This is a genomic window from Mycolicibacterium sp. lyk4-40-TYG-92, from assembly GCF_030209435.1.
Classification (GTDB): Bacteria; Actinomycetota; Actinomycetes; order Mycobacteriales; family Mycobacteriaceae; genus Mycobacterium.
This window is the reverse complement of record NZ_JARVRX010000013.1, coordinates 26,127-44,375: the sequence shown is the minus strand read 5'-3', so window position 1 is coordinate 44,375 and position 18,249 is coordinate 26,127. Positions and strand designations below refer to the sequence as shown.

The following is an 18,249-nucleotide window of genomic DNA, read 5'->3' as shown; positions in this document are numbered from 1 at the left end:
TGCCTCCGATTGTAGTTCGCAGGACTTCGTCAATATTGGGCACCGTCCCGTCAAGGGATCGTCAACGCGGAGCTCACCGGGCGATTCCGGGCGCAGGGTGGATCCATGACACTGCTCGACATCCTGCCGTCCCTGCGGGGCGCCATGCGTCCGCGCATCGACACGACCATCTGGCCGCTGACCACCCAGGTCGATGCCCTGGGACGTCTTTGCGTCGGGTCCGTCGCGCTCACCGACGTGGCCGACGAGTTCGGCACGCCCGCATATGTTCTGGATGAGGCCGACTTCCGCAAGCGGGCCCAGCACTACCGCGCCACGTTGCGCGGCGTCGAAGTCGTCTACGCCGCCCAGTCCCTGCTGACCAGGACCGTTGCCGGTTGGGTACACGAAGCCGGCCTGGGCATCGCGGTGTGTTCGACCGCCGAGCTGGCCACGGCCCTCGCCGGTGGCGTGGACCCGGCGCGCATCGTCGTGCACGGCAGCGGCAAGTCGGTCGACGAGCTGGCGACCGCGGCGGGCGCCGGCGTCGGCCGCATCGTGCTGGACTCACCCATCGAGATGGCCTACCTGGCCGGCGTCGCGCGCCGTCGGCAGGCCGTCCTGCTGCAGGTCCGGCCCGGTGTCGACGTGCTGCCGATCGTCCGGCGGGCGCTGGCCACCCCGCAACTGCCGTTGGCCGGGCTGTACTGCCACCTGGGCACGCAGATCGCCGAACCGGAGGTCTACGTCGAGGCCGTGCGCGGACTCGTCGACACCATGACCGATGTGCGCGCCGCCCATGGCGTCGTGCTCACCGAGCTGAACATCGGCGGCGGCCACGCCATCGCCTACCGGACCGGGGAACCCGAACTCGATGTGGCGGCACTGGCCGATTTCCTGGAAGACGCCCTCGACGCCGCCTGCGCCGCCAACCGGTTCCCCCGCCCGCGGCTGGTCGTCGAACCCGGCCGGGCGATCAGCGGCCGCGCCGGCGTGACACTGCACCGCGTGCAGTCCGTGTCGGCCCGCACCGACGGCCGCGCCGTCGTCACCGTCGACGGCAGCCACCCGCATTCGGCGCCCGTCGCGAATTACACTGTCGCCCTTGCCAACCGGCACCCACTCGGGCTCACCCGCCCCGCCACCGTCGTCGGCCGCGACGGCACCGTCATCGCCGACGATCTGGACCTGCCCGACGACGTCCACCCCGGCGATCTGCTCGCCACCGCGTGCACCGGTGCCTACCACCACAGCACGGCGTCGAACTTCACCATGACGACGCGGCCACCGGTCATCGCCGTCTGCGACCGACGGGTGCGGCCGCTGATCCGCCGCGAGACCACCGCAGACCTCCTGCTGCGCGACTGCGGCTAGGCCCGTCCGCCGAACAGGAGCTCAGTTCTCGTGCAGCTCGGGATCCGACTCCAGATGCGTCAGGCCGTTCCACATCAGATTGACCAGGTGCGCCGCGACCACTTCCTTCTTCGGTTCGCGGGTGTCCAGCCACCACTGCGCGGACATCGACACCGAGCCGACGAGCGCCTGCGCATAGAGCGGGGCCAGCTCCGGATCGAGGCCCCGCCGGGAGAAGTCGCCGGCCAGGATCGAGGACACCTGGTTGACCGCGTCGTTGAGCAGCGTCGAGTAGGTGCCCGACGTAATGGCCGCCGGCGAATCCCTGATCAGGATGCGGAAGCCGTCGGTGTGTTCCTCGACGTAGGTGAGCAGCGCCAGCGCCACCCGCTCGACCCGCACCCGGGACCGGTTGTTGGTCAGTGACGACGTGATGCCGTCGAGCAGCGCGGACATCTCGCGGTCGACGACGACGGCATACAGGCCTTCCTTGCCGCCGAAATGTTCGTAGACCACGGGCTTGGAGACGTTGGCGCGCTGCGCGATCTCCTCGATGGACGTGCCGTCGTAGCCGCGCTCGGCGAAGAGCGACTTCGCGATCTCGATGAGCTGCTGACGGCGTTCACTGCCGGTCATGCGCGCACGAGGGCTGCGCGCTCCGTTCTCCGCCGCTGCCATGCTCGCCAGCGTATCCGCTTGCACTAGAGTCTCTGGCGAGTAATCCGTCGTGGTGTAATCGGCAGCACCTCTGATTTTGGTTCAGATAGTTCAGGTTCGAGTCCTGGCGACGGAGCAAGTCAAGTAGTGCACAGCGCGAAGCAGTCAAAGCGCGACATCGCGCAGAGAGAGGCGTACGTGACTCGAGGCGAAGCCGCTGTCATCGTCCTGGCGGCCGGGTCGGGCACCCGGATGCGCTCCGACATCCCGAAGGTCCTGCATACGCTGGCCGGCCGCAGCATGCTGGCGCACGCGCTGCATGCCGTGGCCAAGGTCAACCCGACGCACCTGGTCGTGGTGGTCGGCAAGGAACGCGAGCGCGTCACCGCCCATGTGCACGAGATCGCCGGCGCCCTCGGCCGCACCGTCACCGTTGCCATCCAGGACGAACAACTCGGCACCGGGCACGCCGTCAGCTGCGGCCTGTCGGTACTGCCCGACGATTTCGCCGGCACCGTCGTCGTCACCGCGGGCGACGTGCCGCTGCTCGACGCCGACACCCTCGAGGGCCTCGTCGACACCCACGCCACCGCCACCGCGGCCGCCACCGTGCTGACCACCACCGTCACCAACCCGACGGGCTACGGCCGCATCCTGCGCACGCAGGACCACGAGGTGATCGGCATCGTCGAACAGGCCGACGCCACCGAATCCCAGCGCGCCATCCGTGAGGTGAACTCCGGCGTGTACGCGTTCGACGCGGGAGCCCTACGCTCGGCACTCAGCCGGCTGCGTGCAGACAACGCCCAGCAGGAGCTCTACCTCACCGATGCCATCTCGATCGTGCGCGGCGACGGCCAGATCGTGCGGGCCCACCACGTCGACGACAGCGCGCAGGTCTCCGGCGTCAACGACCGCGTGCAGCTGTCCGAGGTGGCAGCCGAGCTGAACCGCCGCATCATCGCCGGGCACCAGCGTGCCGGCGTCACGATCATCGACCCGGCCACCACCTGGATCGACGTCGACGTGAGCATCGGCCGGGACACCGTCGTCAAGCAGTGCACGCAGCTGCTGGGCGCCACCGACGTCGGCGCCAACTGCGTCATCGGCCCCGACACCACGCTGACCGACATGGAGGTCGGGGACGGCGCCAAGGTGATCCGCACCCACGGACAGCTGGCCGTCATCGGCGCCGGCGCCACCGTCGGGCCGTTCGCGTACCTGCGGCCGGGCACCGAGCTGGGTGCTGACGGCAAACTCGGCGCGTTCGTCGAGGTGAAGAACTCGAAGATCGGCACCGGCACCAAGGTGCCGCACCTGACGTACGTCGGGGACGCCGACATCGGCGAGTACAGCAACATCGGCGCGTCCAGCGTCTTCGTCAACTACGACGGCGAGAACAAGAACCGCACCACCATCGGTTCGCACGTGCGCACCGGCTCGGACACCATGTTCGTCGCGCCGGTGCGCGTCGGCGACGGCGCCTACACCGGCGCCGGCACCGTGGTCCGCGTGGACGTGCCGCCCGGCGCCCTGGCGGTTTCGAAGGGTGAGCAGCGCAACATCGAGGGCTGGGTCGAGCGGAAACGTCCCGACTCGAAGGCCGCGCAAGCGGCCAGAAAAGCACGCGGCGAAAGCTGATCCCGACATCTGATGTTGGCAATCCGGTAACCCGGCAACGGGATGGGGTTACCGGTAAGTACGATTACGACGTATCGATCCCCCACCGCGAAAGCAGCACACAGTGGCCACGGACTGGACCGACAACCGCAAAAATCTGATGCTCTTCTCGGGGCGCGCGCACCCCGAACTGGCCGAACAGGTCGCCAAAGAGCTCGGCATCGAGGTCACCCCGCAGACTTCCCGCGACTTCGCGAACGGCGAGATCTTCGTCCGCTTCGACGAATCTGTGCGTGGCTGCGACGCCTTCGTGCTGCAGAGCCATCCCGCGCCGCTGAACCACTGGCTGATGGAACAGCTCATCATGATCGACGCGCTCAAGCGCGGGTCGGCCAAGCGGATCACCGCGATCCTGCCGTTCTACCCGTACGCGCGCCAGGACAAGAAGCACCGCGGCCGCGAGCCCATCTCGGCCCGCCTGGTCGCCGACCTGCTCAAGACCGCCGGCGCCGACCGCATCGTCTCGGTCGACCTGCACACCGACCAGATTCAGGGCTTCTTCGACGGCCCCGTGGACCACATGCGCGGTCAGTCGCTGCTGTGCGGCTACATCGGTGACAAGTACGGCGACTCCGACCTCGTCGTGGTCTCCCCCGACTCCGGTCGCGTGCGCGTCGCCGAGAAATGGGCCGACTCGCTGGGCGGCGTCCCGCTGGCCTTCATCCACAAGACCCGCGACCCGCTGGTCCCCAACCAGGTCAAGGCCAACCGCGTGGTCGGTGAGGTCAAGGGCAAGACCTGCATCCTGACCGATGACATGATCGACACCGGTGGCACCATCGCCGGCGCGGTCAAGCTGCTGCGCGAAGACGGCGCCAAGGACGTCATCATCGCCGCCACCCACGGCGTGTTGTCCGACCCGGCGGCGCAGCGCCTCGCCGACTGCGGCGCCCGCGAGGTCATCGTCACCAACACGCTGCCCATCACGCCGGACAAGCAGTTCCCGGCCCTGACCGTGCTGTCGATCGCGCCCCTGGTGGCCGCGACCATCCGCGCGGTGTTCGAAAACGGCTCGGTCACCGGCCTTTTCGACGGATCCGCCTAAATGGCCCGGATTTACCACAACCCGAAGTGCTCGACCTCCCGCAAGACGCTGGATCTGCTGCGGGAGAACGGCATTGAGCCCGAGGTCGTGCAGTATCTGAAGACGCCGCCGACCCGGGCCGAGCTCGCGGCGATGATCGAGGATGCCGGCATCGACATCCGCACCGCGGTGCGCAAGCGCGAAGCCCTCTACACCGAGCTCAATCTGGCCGACGCCAGCGACGCGCAGCTGCTCGACGCCATGGCCGAGCACCCGATCCTGATCGAGCGGCCGTTCGTCGTCACCGACAAAGGCACGCGGCTGGCCCGCCCGATCGACGCGGTCCGCGAGATTCTGTGATCCTGCAGCGGATCGTCGGGGCGTTGCTGTCCACTGCGACTGCCCTGACCCTCGCCGCATGCGATGCGAAGACGCCTGATTACAAGTCGATCTGGTCGACGACGCCGACCACCAGCACGACTCCGGTGGACAAGGCCAGCCTGATCCCGTTCCCCGACTACCTGAACAAGCTCGGCGTGCAGAGCAAACAGGTCATTCCCGACCAGCTCACCGACCTCAAGGTGGCGCTGCCGCGGCCGCAGGGCTGGACCGCCTACAAGAACCTCAACTACTCGCCCGGCACCGTGACCATCGCCAAGAACGACACCTATCCCCTGGCGATGCTGATGGTGTTCCAGCTGTCCGGCGACTTCGACGTCAAGGACGCGCTCAAGCATTCCGACGCCGACGCCCTGCTGTCCGACAACTTCAAGAAGCTCTACAGCTCCAGCGAGGATTTCCAGGGCTACCCGTCGTCGATGATCGAGGGCAGCTACGACCTGAACAACAGCCGGATGCAGTCCTACAACCGGATCGTCATAGCTCAGCCGTCCCCGCCGCGACCGGGTATCCACTACCTGATCCAGCTGACCGTCACCACCTACGCCGAACAGGCCAAGGACCAGGCCGGCGACATCGAGGCGATCATCAAGGGCTTCTCCGTCGGACCGAAGTAACCGCGCCGCACTAAGCTCGCCGTCATGAGCGAATGGACCGCCGCCGACCTGCCCTCTTTCGCCGGCCGCACCGTCATCGTCACCGGTGCCAACAGCGGCCTCGGCGAGGTCACCGCCCGCGAACTGGCCCGCGTGGGCGCCAAAGTCATCCTGGCCTGCCGCAACACTGCCAAGGGTGACGCCGCGGCCGCGGGCATGACCGGCGATGTCGAGGTCCGTCCCCTGGATCTGCAGAGCCTGGCTTCGGTGCGTGAGTTCGCCGCCGGTGTCGACGAGGTCGACGTCCTGATCAACAACGCCGGCATCATGGCGGTGCCCTTCTCGGTGACCGAGGACGGTTTCGAGAGCCAGATCGGCACCAACCACCTTGGCCATTTCGCCCTGACCAATCTGCTGCTGCCCAAGATCACCGACCGCGTCGTGACGGTGTCGTCGATGTTGCACCTGCTGGGCTACATCAGTCTGAAAGACCTGAACTGGAAGTCGCGGCCGTACTCGGCGTGGCTGAGCTACGGCCAGTCAAAGCTGGCCAACCTGCTGTTCACCAAGGATCTGCAGCGCCGGTTGTCGGCCGCCGGGTCTCCGGTGCGGGCGCTGACGGCGCACCCGGGCTATTCGGCCACCAACCTGCAGGGCCAGACCGGCAGCGAATTGGGCGACAAGATCTTCATCGCGGCCAACAAGCTGGCGACCGACGCGTCCTTCGGCGCCCGTCAGACGCTGTTCGCGGCGTCGCAGGACCTGCCCGGCAACACGTTCGTCGGTCCGAAATTCGGCATGCGCGGGCCGACCGGCCCCACCCAGCTGATCAAACCGGCCGCCCGGTCCGCACGCACCGCGACCGCGCTCTGGGACCTGTCCGCCCAGCTCACCGCCACTGAATTTCCGCTGTAAGGGGCGTTTCCGCTAGTCTGACTGACGATCACGGCGAGGGTCGGTCTGATTTCAGGCCACCGTTATCGACGGGAACCTCAGCGCTTGCGCGCTAGCCCTGGCCGTGCCACCCAGTAGATACGGCATCAGGAGCAATTCACATGGCCAAGAACGCGGCCCCCACCTCGAACAATCTGACCGCTGCGGTCCGCACCCGGACCGGCAAGGGCGCCTCGCGTCTGGCCCGTCGCGAAGGTCGCGTGCCCGTCGTCCTGTACGGCCACGGCACCGAGCCGCAGCATCTCGAGATCAACGCCCGCGAGTACGCTGCCGTGCTGCGTAACTCGGGTACCAACGCGGTGCTGACCCTCGACATCGCCGGCAAGGAGGAGCTCGCGCTGACCAAGCAGGTCGTCGTTCACCCGATCAAGCGCAACATCCAGCACGCCGACCTGATCGTCGTGAAGCGTGGCGAGAAGGTCACCGTCGACGTGAGCATCGTCGTCGAGGGTGACGCCCAGTCCGGCACCCTGGTGGCCCAGGACACCAACACCATCCAGATCGAGGCCGACGTCCAGTCGATCCCCGAGTCGCTGACCGTGTCGGTCGAGGGCATCGAGGCCGGTACCCAGATCCTGGCCGGCCAGGTCGAACTGCCCAACGGCGTCACGCTGGTGACCGACCCCGAGGTGCTGGTCATCAACGTCGTCGCGGCGCCGACCGCTGAGGATCTCGCGTCCGAGGGCGCCGGCGAAGAGGCCGCTTCGGGCGAAGAGGCCGCCGCCGAGGGCGCGGCGGCCGAAGAAGCCGCTGCCGAGTCGGAGTAGTCCGCTTTGGCCGAGCCACTGCTGGTGGTCGGTCTGGGCAATCCTGGGCCGCGCTACGAAACAACGCGGCACAACGTTGGATTTCTGGTTGCCGACATCCTGGCCGAGCGCATCGGCTCAGGATTCAAGGTGCACAAGAAATCCGGAGCAGAGGTCACCACGGGCCGGCTGGGAGGCCGGTCCGTGGTGCTCGCCAAGCCGCGCACCTACATGAACGAATCCGGTAGGCACGTCGGGCCTTTGGCGAAGTTCTATTCCGTCGCGCCGGCTGATGTCGTGGTGCTCCACGACGAGCTGGACATCGACTTCGGCCGTATCCGGCTCAAGTTCGGCGGCGGCGAGGGCGGCCACAACGGTCTGAGGTCAGTGGCTTCCGCCTTGGGTACCAAGGACTTTCAACGCGTCCGCATCGGTGTCGGCCGCCCGCCGGGGCGACAGGACCCCGCGGCGTTCGTGCTGGAGAACTTCAATTCGAAGGAACGCCCCGAGTTGGGCACCATCCTCGAACAAGCCGCCGACGCAACCGAATTGCTGCTGCAGCACGGCGTCGAGGCGGCACAGAACACCGTTCACGCCTGGTAACCATTCTTGGTGAAAAGCCACGAAAACCCCCAAATTCCAACGAATTTGGGGGTTTTCGCGATTGTTCGCGAAGAACTATCCGCAGATGTGTTGCCGGTCAACGGCATCGGTGTAGCAGTTACGGCGGCCCTGCGCGCCCACGCGCGAACTCTGGGTTTCGTCGTATGAGCGGGCGCCCGGGGTCGCCTTGATCGCCACGCTGCCGTTCGTCTCACATGTCGACGTGCTGCCGGAGTCCTGACAGGTCGGGCGGGCACCTGCAACGGGCGCCATGATGCCGCTGACCGAGGCCAGGCCCACCAGCAGAGCTGCCATCGTGCGCTTGCCTTGATGAGTCATGTCACCTTCTCACTTTCGGGGAAGGCCGTCTGTCTCTCAGCCTGCCTTCTGTCCCCGCATGTTAGTTCGACTATATGTTTCAGCCATGTGACCCCGCCATGAACTCAGGGCAAACTCACATGTCTGTGAGCAGCCGAAATGCGGTGACCTGGCGGTCTGAGAAATGCCGGTGAGCAACGTCACCAAATGACCGAGGAACCAACCCATGCAACGGATTTCGTGACGACCGGTGCGTGAGTGCCGCAGTTCACGGGCAGGACGAGGCCAGCGTGGGTGAGTCCGCAGCAAGAGGGGTGTTGTTGGCCGCCGCCCGGTTGAACGCATCGCGGCGGGCGTCCTCGACCGTGGGCCCGGCACCACCGGCCACAACGCCGCTCGCGGGGGCGTGCACGTTGACGATGCACAACCGGTCGTTGGTGACCTCGTCGCTCGTGCACTGGTCGGCACCGGCCCGGTTGCACGCCGCGATCACCGCGACAGAGGCGGCATGGACGTCGGGCCCGGTCGCGGTGAAGCCGACGATGGTGCCGCCCCGCACACCGGAACCGACCGCAGCGGCCATGTTGTTCGGCTTCCCGAGCACGCCAGCTGAGCCGTCAGCGCAAGCCGGCACCGCGGAAATGGCCCCCGTGCCGAGCACCACCGCCAGCGCCGCAACCACACGCCTCATGAATACGCCGGTCCTCTCGTCAATACTTGGGCGAGATTACCCGGGGTTCACAGCTTTCGCTCAGCGTAGCGAGCAATCCCACCCGCGCGAAAAACGTAAAAACCCTTGATCTCCAAGGAGATCAAGGGTTTTCACGCTTGTTTGCAGACCTAGCCGGTGACGAGCTCGACCGAGTTGGCGCGACGGAGCTTGCCGGACGGGGTCTTCGGAATGGTGCCGGGGCCCAGCACGACCACGTTGCGCGGCCGCACGTCGACCTCGGTCACGACCTCGTGCGCCACCTGATGCTCGATGCGGCGCACCTCCACCGGGTCCTGCCAGGCGTTGGATTCGACTGCCACAGCGAAGGTTTCGCGTGAATGCCCGGCGTCGAGCCGCACCGCCACGGCACAGCCCGGGCGCACACCCTCGACGCGGCCCGCGGCCCGCTCGATGTCGGTCGGGTAGATGTTGCGGCCCGCCATGATGATGACGTCCTTCACGCGACCACACACCACGACGTTCTGCTCCTCGGTGATGTACCCGAGGTCGCCGGTGTCGTACCAGCCGTTCTCGTCCTGCGTCGGCAGGAAGCCGGCCATGGTGATGTAGCCGGGGGTCACCGACTCGCCGCGCAGCTGGATGACGCCGACACCGCGCTCGGGCAGGACATTGCCGTCCTCGTCGACGACGCGGGCCTCGAGGTCGCGCAGCAGGGGACCCAGCGAGGCCAGGCGACGCGTGTTGCCCTTGGATGCGGGCACGGCCCGCCGCAGCGCGGCAAGCAGGTCGGCGTCGACCTCGTCGACGACCAGGCCGGCGTTGCACGGCGAGAACGACACGGCAAGGCAGGTTTCGGCCATGCCGTAGGCCGGGAGGATGGCCGAGGCCTTCAGGCCGAAGGGCTTGCCGGCGTCAATGAGGTCCTCGACGTCGGCGGGGTCGACGGGCTCGGCACCCGAGAGCGCGAACCGCAGGGTGGAGAGGTCATATTCGCCCGGCTTGGCCTGGCGGCGCAGCCGCTTGGCGAACAGTGCGTAGGCGAAGTTCGGGGCCGCCGTCATGGTGCCCTTGTACTTGTCGATGAGCTTGGCCCACAGCAGGGTGTCGCGCAGGAAGTCCATGGGCGTGACCTTGACCAGCTCGGCACCGAAGTACATCGGGATGGTGAGGAAGCCGACCATGCCCATGTCGTGGAAGCACGGCAGCCAGCTGACCATGACGTCCTTGTCGACGTCGTACTCGGCGCCGATGAACATGGCCTCGGCGTTGGAGTAGATGTTGCGGTGCGTGATCTGCACGGCCTTGGGCGACCCGGTCGAACCCGAGGTCAGCTGCATCAGCGCGAGGTCGTCTTCGCCGGTCTCGACGGGGTCGATGGGCTCGGCGGCGAGCAGGTCACCGACCTTGAGGACCTGCAGGCCCTTCTCCTCCAGCACGGGGATGGCAACCAGGAACGGCTCGGAGACGATGACGGCCTTGGCCTCGATCATGCTGATGACGTTCATGGTGTCTTCAGCCCAGACGGCCAGGTCGGTGCGGGGCGTCGGCTGGTGCAGCATGGTGAGGCTGCCGCCGCGCATCCAGATGCCCTGCACGGTCGGGGCGATCTCGACCGGGAATCCGGCGAGCACGCCGATCTTGTCGCCGTGACCGATGCCGGCCGCTGCCAGGCCACCGGCGATGCGGCGCGCCCGCTCGTGCACCTCACCCCAGGTGTGGCGCACGGGCTCGTGCGGCTCACCGGTGACCATGCCCCGCTGCGATGTACGGGCGTTGTAGTACATCTTGTCGGTAAATCGGCTCACGACAACCTCCTGAGGTCAGGCGCCACTGCCCGTCGTTCCATAGTCCGTCCGGTGCCGGGCGCACTTGTAGAGGCGCGCACGCACAATTCGGCCGCGGTTATATCTCGAATCGATGGCTCCGCTGCCATGACTCCGGCGCTGCGCATCCGCTCACCGACACCGCCGGTGAGAGAAACCATTGCGTTCCACGCCTGGCCGCTGGCATACACCATCGATCATCTTAAGAGACTCTTAAGTAGCTAACAAACTGTTGGCCGAATTGAGTGCTGAGTCACACCGGGATCAGCCCTGCTTGCCGGGCGCCGGCACCACTCGCGCGCCGTGCACCGGGCCGCTGGCCACGCGGATCGTCCGGCAGACGCCGGCGCCGGAGAGCTGGGTGCCGACCTCGACCGCGTCCTCGGCGGACGCGCACAGGAACGCGCAGGTGGGCCCGGAACCGGACACGATGCCTGCCAGGGCGCCAGCCTCGACGCCCGCGCGCAGCGTCCGCCGCAGCCCGGTGTCCAGGCCGACGGCCGCGGGCTGCAGATCGTTGCCCAGCAGCGGCGCCAGCTCTCGCGGATCGCCGGAGGCCAACGCGGTCAGCAACGGCTCGGGATCGTCCAGCGGCAGCGGGCCGCCCTCGCGGCCGTCTGCCCGCAGGTTGTCCAGCTCGGCGAAAACCTTCGGCGTGGACAGCCCGCCCTCGGCAAACGCCAGCACCCAGTGGAAGGTGCTCCGCGCCAACACCGTCGCCAGCTGCTCGCCGCGGCCGGTGCCCAGCGCGGTGCCGCCATGCAGCGCGAACGGCACGTCGCTGCCGAGCTGGGCCGCCAGCGCGTGAAGGTCCCGCCGGGGCACACCCAGCTCCCAGAGGTTGTTCATCGCGACCAGCACGGCGGCCGCGTCGGCGCTGCCGCCGGCCATGCCACCGGCCACCGGGATGGACTTGTTGATCGAGATCGCGACGTCGGGCGCACGGCCGACATGCTCAGCCATGAGTTCCGCGGCCCGCCAGGCGAGGTTGCGGTGGTCCGTCGGCAGGCCCTCGGCGCCGTCGCCGAACATCTCCACCGACAGCAGGTCGGCGGTGCGGACGGTCACCTCGTCGAAGAGGGAGACGGCGTGGAACACCGTGGTGAGCTCGTGGTAGCCGTCATCGCGGCAGTCCCCCACGCCGAGGTACAGATTCACCTTGCCCGGCACACGGACGGTCACCGAGCCTGTGGGTACCCACTCAGAAGCAGTGTTTCCATCCGACGTAGACACGCCACGACAGTAACGCCCGCGGTGAGGGCCACAACACCAAGTGCGGAAAAGCCCGCCCGGCAGCCTCTAGTGAGTGGCGTCGACCTGCTGTTCAGGCTCCGGCGTGGTGGTGCGCTGCTCGCGATCCAGCTCGCCCGAACGCTGCAGCAGCCGCACGAAGTCGGCGATCGCCAGGGTCTCGCCACGACGTGCCGGATCGATGCTGGCGGCCAGCAGGCGCTCTGCCGAGGCATTGCCCGAACCCGCCCATTCGGCGAATGCGTTGCGCGAGGTCTTGCGCCGCTGCGCGAAGGCGATGTCGATCAGGTCGAAAACCTGCGAGCGGAAGCTGTCGTCGGTCGGCCACGCCGTCGTCTCGTACCGGTCGATCCGGACCAGGCCCGAGTAGACGCGCGGGATGGGCCAGAACACCGTCGGCGAAACCATGCCGTAGCGCCGGACGTTGCCGAAGAACCGGACCTTGGCGCTGGGCACCCCGTAGTCCTTGGTGCCCGGATCGGCGGCGAGCCGCTCGGCGACCTCGGCCTGGACCATCACCATCACGGTGCGGATGGTCGGGAATTCCGAGAGCAGATGCAGGATGGCCGGCACCGCGACGTTGTACGGCAGGTTGGCGACCAGCGCGGTCGGCTGCTCGTCGAGGTCGGACGGCATCAGGTCGAGCACGTCGCGGTTGATCACCGTCAACCGGGCGATCTCGCTGTGAGAGTGCTCGGCGATGGTGGTCGGCAGCTGGCGGGCCAGCACCGGGTCGATCTCGACGGCTGTCACCTTCGCCCCACGGTCCAGCAGCGCCAGCGTCAGAGAACCCAGGCCCGGGCCCACCTCCAAGACGTGGGACTGCCGGTTCACCCCGGAGGCCGACACGATGCGGCGCACCGTGTTGGCGTCGTGCACGAAGTTCTGTCCGAAGGCCTTACGCGGCCGGAAATCAAGCTCTTTTGCCAGATGCCGGATTTCGGTTCGACCGAGTAGCCGGATCGTCATCGTGCCCCAATTCTCCCGCTACAAACTGGCCAGGCACCCCAACCTTGGCGGGCTCGCGTCACTTCAGCAATCGCGATCTGCTCTTCACGTGTCGCAAGATCAGCTCTCGCAGCATAACGCAGACCGCCCTGCCGCTCCCAGGTGTTCTGATCAAATTGGACTCCGCCGTAAAAACCGTTGCCGGTATTGATGGCCCAGTTGCCGGTCGACTCGCATCGCGCGAGCGCATCCCAGGCAGCCCCCTGCGTCACCGGCGGCACCTCGGTACCGGGCTTCGCGCCGATGCGCAGGACGCCGTCCCGCGCCGGCGTCAGCACCTGATTGGAGACCGGCAGGCGGCCGGTTTCGACGCCGTTGACGGTGGCGACGGCGAACGTGACGTTCTGGGTGCCGGGCTGGCCGGGGTCGTCGACCACCTTGCGGCTCATGTTGAGCGCCGGGTCGGGCACCGTGTTCATGGTCGGGGCCAGCGGCGATTCCATGGTCACCTGCTGCAGCCGGATGCGGGTCACCTCGATCTGCATGCCCTCGGTCACCGGGGTCGCCGCGGCGGGGACGACGGTGTCGCGCTGCTCCAGCGGCACGCCGGCGGCGGCCAGCAGCCCGGCCACGTTCGCAGCGGCCAGATGCACCTGACGCGGCACGCCGCCGTCGATGATGGTCACGTTGCGGGCACTGACCACGGGCAACGACATACCGGCGAGGGGCACACGGGTGGCGCGGTCGGCGGCGACGGGCGCGGTGTCGGTCATGGACAGCTGCTTGAGGGCGTCCTGCACGGTCGCCGCGGTGGTCCACACCTGACGTGTGCCCTGGCCGTCCAGCGAAATATCGAGCGGGCGGCTGCGGCGCAGCACGATGTTGTCGGCATCGTGCACGTCCTGGTCGGCCGCGGGGAACAGGTCGTCGCGCTCGCCGACGGAGAAACCGTTCTCGGTCAGGACGTCGCCGATGCGGGTCTTCATGGTCTGCACCGTCATCGGTGCGCCGTCGATGGTGAGGGTGACGGTCTTGTGGTTCGCCACGGCGAACCCTCCGGCGACGGTCAGCGTGGCAAGGAAAGCCCCGGTTACGCCGCGCAGCATCGGCGAGCGCGCATCATGCAACTTGTTCAGAACGTTCAAGGCGTCAATCCCGTGTCTTTCGGGCCCGAGGTGGCCCCGAGCAGCGGCCGCGGTGACCGCATAAAAGCCACCTCGACCGGGTTAATCACAGAACGGTAACGAACGCGCCCGGGAGGCGGCAACTTGGACTAATGATACAGTCCATAGCTTTTCGAAGCGTTTTCCGAGGTCACCCCGGCAATTTCGACCGCTGAAGAATTCCTGATCTCGGCCAGTGCACGGACCGTGTACGGCAGGCAGTACGACTCGTTCGGCGCCCCGCGGAACGGGTGCGGCGTCAGGAATGGGGCATCGGTTTCGACGAGCAGCAGCTCCGCCGGGATGATCGCGGCCGCCTCACGCAGCGCATGCGCGTTCCGGAAGCTGACGGTGCCGGACAAGCTCATGAGCCAGCCGTGGTCGGCGCACGTCCGCGCCATCGCGGCGTCCGACGAGAAGCAGTGGAAGATCACCGTCTCCGGCGCGCCTTCCGACCTGAGCACGTCGAGGACCTCGGCGTCGCCGTCCCGGTTGTGGATCATCAGCGGCTTGCCGACGCGTTTGGCCAGGTCGATGTGCCAGGCGAAGGCGTCGCGCTGCGTCGCTTCGTCGGCGCAGCCGTCGAGCTTGCCGGGCCAGTACATGTCGATGCCGGTCTCCCCCACCGCGACCACGCGCGGATCGGCGGCCAGGCGTTCCAGGGTGCGTTTCGCCTGGTCATCGAGGGCGTTGGCGCGCGTCGGGTGCAGCGCGACGGCAGCGTAGACGCGCGGATCGGCGTGCGCCGCCCCCACTGCCCACTCGGCGGCCTCGAGGTCATCGGCGATGGTCACGACCTTCTCGACACCGACGGCTTCGGCACGATCCAGGATTTCTTTGATGCTCGCCGCGTCGGTCGCACCACAGGCGTCCAGGTGGGTGTGGGCGTCGAGCAGGCCGGGCAGTGGTTCCGGGGCGGGCGGCTTCTCTCGTTTAGCGCTCACAGCGACACCCTAAAGTGAGACCCAAATGACTCAATCCATCCCCGGCGCGGGGACGCGCACCCCAGGCGCCCCGTTCTACATCACCACCGCCATCGCGTACCCGAACGGCGCACCACACATCGGGCACGCGTATGAGTACATCGCCACCGACGCGATCGCCCGGTTCAAGCGGCTCGACGGCTTCGACGTCCGCTACCTGACCGGCACCGATGTCCACGGCCAGAAGATGGCCGAGGCCGCGGCCGCCGAGGGCATCACCGCGGCCGAGCTGGCCAGGCGCAACTCCGACGTGTTCCAGGCGCTGCAGGAGAAGCTCAACATCTCCTTCGACCGGTTCATCCGGACCTCCGACGCCGACCACTACGAGGCGTCGAAAGAGATCTGGCGACGGATGAACGAGGCCGGGGACATCTACCTCGGCACCTACGCCGGCTGGTACTCCATCCGCGACGAACGCTTCTTCGCCGAGGACGAGACCGAAGTACGTGACGTGGACGGTGTGGCCGGCCGGTTCGCCATCGAGACCGGCACGCCCGTCACGTGGACCGAGGAGCAGACCTACTTCTTCCGGCTGTCGGCCTACACCGAGCGGCTGCTGGCGCACTACGAAGCGCACCCCGAGTTCATCGGGCCGGATGTGCGACGCAACGAGATCGTCAGCTTCGTCTCTGGCGGGCTCAAGGACCTGTCGATCTCGCGCACCACGTTCGACTGGGGTGTTCCGGTCCCCGGCCACCCCGAGCACGTCATGTACGTGTGGGTCGACGCGTTGACGAATTACCTGACGGGCGTGGGCTTTCCGGACGAGGCGTCGCAGACCTTCCAAAAGTACTGGCCCGCGAACCTGCACATGATCGGCAAGGACATCATCCGGTTCCACAGCGTGTACTGGCCGGCGTTCCTGATGTCGGCCGGGATCGCCCTTCCGGAGCGGGTTTTCGCGCACGGCTTCATCAACGTCAAGGGCGAGAAGATGAGCAAGTCGGTGGGCAACGTGGTGGACCCCATCGCGCTGATCGACGCCTTCGGCCTGGATCAGGTGCGCTACTTCTTCCTGCGCGAGGTGTCCTTCGGTCAGGACGGCAGCTACAGCGAGGAAGCCATCATCGGTCGCATCAATGCCGACCTGGCCAACGAACTGGGCAACCTGGCTCAGCGCTCGCTGTCCATGGTGAACAAGAACCTCGGCGGAATCGTCCCGGAGCCAGGCGAATTCACCGCCGCCGACCTGGAGCTGCTGAAGCAGGCCGACGCGCTGCTCGAGCAGGTGCGGGCGCACTACGACGTGCCGGCCATGCATCTGGCCCTGGAAGCGATCTGGCAGATGCTGGGTGCCGCCAACCGCTATTTCTCGGCCGAAGAACCGTGGGTGCTGCGCAAGTCTCCCGCTGAGTCGGACCAGACCCGCTTCGGCACGGTGCTGTACACGACGCTGGAGGCGGTCCGGATCGCCGCGCTGCTGGTGCAGCCGGTGATGCCGGAGTCCGGCGGGAAGCTGCTCGATCTTCTCGGGCAGGACGCCTCGGCACGGGACTTCCGTGCCCTGGGCACCCGGCTGGCCCCGGGGACGGTGCTACCGACACCCGAAGGCGTATTTCCCCGCTATCAAGCGGAGACCAAGGAGTAACGAAAAGATATGGCGCAGGACGGCTTACACGAGCGGCTGCACGACGTCTACGAGGAAGTCACCCGCCGCAACGCCGGCGAGATCGAATTCCACCAAGCCGTCTACGAGGTTCTGACGAGCCTGGGCCCGGTCGTCGACAAGCACCCCGAGTACTCCGACACCGCCATCATCAGACGGCTGTTCGAGCCGGAACGGCAAATCATCTTCCGTGTGCCGTGGATCGACGACGCCGGTGCCGAGCAGATCAACCGTGGCTTCCGCGTCGAGTTCAACTCGGCACTGGGCCCGTTCAAGGGTGGTCTGCGGTTCCACCCGTCGGTGTACCTGGGCATCGTGAAATTCCTCGGCTTCGAGCAGATTTTCAAAAACTCACTGACAGGTCTGCCCATCGGCGGCGGCAAGGGCGGGTCGGATTTCGACCCCAAAGGCCGCTCCAAGAATGAGGTGATGCGGTTCTGTCAGTCCTTCATGACCGAGCTCTACCGGCACATCGGTGAGTACACCGACGTCCCCGCCGGTGACATCGGCGTCGGCGGCCGTGAGATCGGCTACCTGTTCGGCCAGTACAAGCGCATCACCAACCGCTACGAGTCCGGCGTCCTGACCGGCAAGGGCCTGACGTGGGGCGGCTCGCAGGTCCGCACCGAGGCCACCGGCTATGGCACGGTCTTTTTCGTCGACGAAATCCTGCGCAGTTCCGGGCAATCCTTCGACGGCAAGCAGGTCGTGGTGTCCGGATCCGGCAACGTCGCGATCTACGCCATCGAGAAGGTCCATGCGCTCGGTGGCACCGTCATCGGCTGTTCGGACTCCAGCGGGTACATCGTTGACGAGAAGGGCGTCGACCTCGAGCTGTTGAAGGAGCTCAAGGAGGTGCGCCGCGGCCGGATCTCCGAGTACGCCGAAATGCGCGGGGGCGCAGCTCGATTCGTCGAGAATGAATCGATCTGGCAGTTGCCGTGCGACATCGCGCTGCCGTGTGCCACGCAGAACGAATTGGTCGGCGACGACGCGAAGGCGCTGATCGAGTCCGGCTGCCAGGTGGTCGCCGAGGGCGCAAACATGCCGTGCACCCCGGAGGCGGTCAAGCTGTTCACCGAGGCCAAGGTCGCGTTCGCGCCCGGCAAGGCCGCCAATGCCGGTGGCGTCGCCACCAGCGCGCTGGAAATGCAGCAGAACGCGTCGCGCGACTCGTGGACCTTCGAGGAGACCGAGCAGCGGTTGGCCGAGATCATGGGCCGCATCCACGACCGCTGCCTGAGCACCGCCGACGAGTACGGCCAGCCGGGCAGCTACCTGGCCGGAGCCAACATCGCCGGGTTCATTCGGGTCGCCGACGCGATGTCGGCCCTCGGCGTGGTCTGACCTGAACAGTGACGGCGTGGGCCAGTCGGGGGCTTTTGCGCCACAGCCGCAGGATCGACAAAGGCTAGTGTGACCTGCGCCACATGGTGTCACGTTTTCGGCGCCGCCGGTGTCTTGAGGGCATAACCAACCCCGAAGGAGATGCA

At 67.1% G+C, this 18,249-nt stretch carries 18 protein-coding genes and 1 tRNA gene; 11 read left to right on the top strand and 8 right to left on the bottom strand.

Features of this window, described 5'->3' with window-relative positions:
- Positions 1 to 105 precede the first annotated feature (105 nt).
- Positions 106 to 1,353 (top strand): diaminopimelate decarboxylase family protein, encoded by a 1,248-nt coding sequence (locus QRN63_RS19000; RefSeq protein WP_285032240.1) that lies wholly within the window; start codon positions 106 to 108, stop codon positions 1,351 to 1,353.
- Positions 1,354 to 1,374: 21 nt separating this feature from the next.
- Here the strand turns inward: QRN63_RS19000 and QRN63_RS18995 are convergent, their stop codons facing one another.
- Positions 1,375 to 1,968 carry a TetR/AcrR family transcriptional regulator gene (locus QRN63_RS18995; RefSeq protein WP_020099104.1) on the bottom strand — a complete coding sequence of 198 codons (594 nt, stop codon included), beginning with the start codon at positions 1,966 to 1,968 and terminating at the stop codon, positions 1,375 to 1,377.
- Between the two features lie 85 nt (positions 1,969 to 2,053).
- Between QRN63_RS18995 and QRN63_RS18990 the strand changes: the two genes are divergently transcribed.
- The 8 genes from QRN63_RS18990 (at position 2,054) to pth (ending at position 7,991) form a co-directional block, all read left to right on the top strand.
- Positions 2,054 to 2,125, top strand: a tRNA-Gln gene (locus QRN63_RS18990).
- Between the two features lie 62 nt (positions 2,126 to 2,187).
- Positions 2,188 to 3,630 (top strand): bifunctional UDP-N-acetylglucosamine diphosphorylase/glucosamine-1-phosphate N-acetyltransferase GlmU, encoded by a 1,443-nt coding sequence (gene glmU / locus QRN63_RS18985; RefSeq protein ID WP_285032239.1) that lies wholly within the window; start codon positions 2,188 to 2,190, stop codon positions 3,628 to 3,630.
- A gap of 103 nt (positions 3,631 to 3,733) precedes the next feature.
- Entirely contained in the window at positions 3,734 to 4,714 is a 981-nt protein-coding gene (locus tag QRN63_RS18980) for a ribose-phosphate diphosphokinase (RefSeq protein ID WP_060999253.1), read from the top strand.
- Positions 4,715 to 5,053 carry an arsenate reductase (glutaredoxin) gene (arsC, locus tag QRN63_RS18975; protein ID WP_285032238.1) on the top strand — a complete coding sequence of 113 codons (339 nt, stop codon included), beginning with the start codon at positions 4,715 to 4,717 and terminating at the stop codon, positions 5,051 to 5,053. It abuts the gene before it with no gap.
- A gap of 2 nt (positions 5,054 to 5,055) precedes the next feature.
- Positions 5,056 to 5,709, top strand: a complete 654-nt coding sequence (locus tag QRN63_RS18970; protein WP_410506025.1) for an LpqN/LpqT family lipoprotein — start codon at positions 5,056 to 5,058, stop codon at positions 5,707 to 5,709.
- 24 nt (positions 5,710 to 5,733) lie between these two features.
- The gene (locus QRN63_RS18965) at positions 5,734 to 6,603 is read left to right on the top strand and encodes an oxidoreductase (RefSeq protein ID WP_285032237.1); all 870 of its coding nucleotides are present in this window, start codon (positions 5,734 to 5,736) and stop codon (positions 6,601 to 6,603) included.
- Positions 6,604 to 6,743: 140 nt separating this feature from the next.
- Positions 6,744 to 7,409: a 50S ribosomal protein L25/general stress protein Ctc gene (locus QRN63_RS18960; RefSeq protein ID WP_285032236.1), complete on the top strand. Its 666-nt coding sequence runs from the start codon at positions 6,744 to 6,746 to the stop codon at positions 7,407 to 7,409.
- Between the two features lie 6 nt (positions 7,410 to 7,415).
- Positions 7,416 to 7,991 carry an aminoacyl-tRNA hydrolase gene (gene pth / locus QRN63_RS18955; RefSeq protein WP_267315522.1) on the top strand — a complete coding sequence of 192 codons (576 nt, stop codon included), beginning with the start codon at positions 7,416 to 7,418 and terminating at the stop codon, positions 7,989 to 7,991.
- Positions 7,992 to 8,066: 75 nt separating this feature from the next.
- Here pth and QRN63_RS18950 read toward each other — a convergent pair whose 3' ends face one another.
- The 7 genes from QRN63_RS18950 to QRN63_RS18920 form a co-directional block, all read right to left on the bottom strand.
- The gene (locus QRN63_RS18950) at positions 8,067 to 8,330 is read right to left on the bottom strand and encodes a hypothetical protein (protein WP_285032235.1); all 264 of its coding nucleotides are present in this window, start codon (positions 8,328 to 8,330) and stop codon (positions 8,067 to 8,069) included.
- Between the two features lie 247 nt (positions 8,331 to 8,577).
- The gene (locus tag QRN63_RS18945) at positions 8,578 to 9,000 is read right to left on the bottom strand and encodes a hypothetical protein (protein WP_267315524.1); all 423 of its coding nucleotides are present in this window, start codon (positions 8,998 to 9,000) and stop codon (positions 8,578 to 8,580) included.
- A gap of 149 nt (positions 9,001 to 9,149) precedes the next feature.
- The gene (locus QRN63_RS18940) at positions 9,150 to 10,787 is read right to left on the bottom strand and encodes a fatty acyl-AMP ligase (protein ID WP_029104690.1); all 1,638 of its coding nucleotides are present in this window, start codon (positions 10,785 to 10,787) and stop codon (positions 9,150 to 9,152) included.
- Positions 10,788 to 11,069: 282 nt separating this feature from the next.
- Positions 11,070 to 12,038 (bottom strand): 4-(cytidine 5'-diphospho)-2-C-methyl-D-erythritol kinase, encoded by a 969-nt coding sequence (locus QRN63_RS18935; RefSeq protein ID WP_285032234.1) that lies wholly within the window; start codon positions 12,036 to 12,038, stop codon positions 11,070 to 11,072.
- Between the two features lie 66 nt (positions 12,039 to 12,104).
- Positions 12,105 to 13,025 (bottom strand): 16S rRNA (adenine(1518)-N(6)/adenine(1519)-N(6))-dimethyltransferase RsmA, encoded by a 921-nt coding sequence (gene rsmA / locus QRN63_RS18930; RefSeq protein ID WP_285032233.1) that lies wholly within the window; start codon positions 13,023 to 13,025, stop codon positions 12,105 to 12,107.
- A complete protein-coding gene (locus QRN63_RS18925; protein ID WP_285032232.1) occupies positions 13,022 to 14,149 on the bottom strand; it encodes a resuscitation-promoting factor in 1,128 nt (375 codons plus the stop codon). Before QRN63_RS18925 ends, rsmA begins: the two co-directional genes overlap by 4 nt.
- A gap of 128 nt (positions 14,150 to 14,277) precedes the next feature.
- Entirely contained in the window at positions 14,278 to 15,111 is an 834-nt protein-coding gene (locus QRN63_RS18920; protein WP_285032231.1) for a TatD family hydrolase, read from the bottom strand.
- A 25-nt stretch (positions 15,112 to 15,136) separates the two neighbouring features.
- Here QRN63_RS18920 and metG point away from each other — a divergent pair, with 25 nt between their 5' ends.
- Complete coding sequence (gene metG / locus QRN63_RS18915) at positions 15,137 to 16,738, top strand: methionine--tRNA ligase (RefSeq protein ID WP_285032230.1); 1,602 nt, start codon at positions 15,137 to 15,139, stop codon at positions 16,736 to 16,738.
- A gap of 9 nt (positions 16,739 to 16,747) precedes the next feature.
- Positions 16,748 to 18,103 carry an NADP-specific glutamate dehydrogenase gene (gene gdhA, locus QRN63_RS18910; protein WP_267315530.1) on the top strand — a complete coding sequence of 452 codons (1,356 nt, stop codon included), beginning with the start codon at positions 16,748 to 16,750 and terminating at the stop codon, positions 18,101 to 18,103.
- The last annotated feature ends 146 nt before the right edge of the window (positions 18,104 to 18,249 follow it).

Coding starts and splice junctions, on each gene's coding strand:
- QRN63_RS19000 (WP_285032240.1), top strand. CDS start 106: ATGACACTGCTCGACATCCTGCCGTCCCTGCGGGGCGCCATGCGTCCG.
- QRN63_RS18995 (WP_020099104.1), bottom strand. CDS start 1,968: ATGACCGGCAGTGAACGCCGTCAGCAGCTCATCGAGATCGCGAAGTCG.
- arsC (WP_285032238.1), top strand. CDS start 4,715: ATGGCCCGGATTTACCACAACCCGAAGTGCTCGACCTCCCGCAAGACG.
- QRN63_RS18965 (WP_285032237.1), top strand. CDS start 5,734: ATGAGCGAATGGACCGCCGCCGACCTGCCCTCTTTCGCCGGCCGCACC.
- QRN63_RS18960 (WP_285032236.1), top strand. CDS start 6,744: ATGGCCAAGAACGCGGCCCCCACCTCGAACAATCTGACCGCTGCGGTC.
- QRN63_RS18950 (WP_285032235.1), bottom strand. CDS start 8,330: ATGACTCATCAAGGCAAGCGCACGATGGCAGCTCTGCTGGTGGGCCTG.
- QRN63_RS18945 (WP_267315524.1), bottom strand. CDS start 9,000: ATGAGGCGTGTGGTTGCGGCGCTGGCGGTGGTGCTCGGCACGGGGGCC.
- rsmA (WP_285032233.1), bottom strand. CDS start 13,025: ATGACGATCCGGCTACTCGGTCGAACCGAAATCCGGCATCTGGCAAAA.
- metG (WP_285032230.1), top strand. CDS start 15,137: ATGACTCAATCCATCCCCGGCGCGGGGACGCGCACCCCAGGCGCCCCG.
- gdhA (WP_267315530.1), top strand. CDS start 16,748: ATGGCGCAGGACGGCTTACACGAGCGGCTGCACGACGTCTACGAGGAA.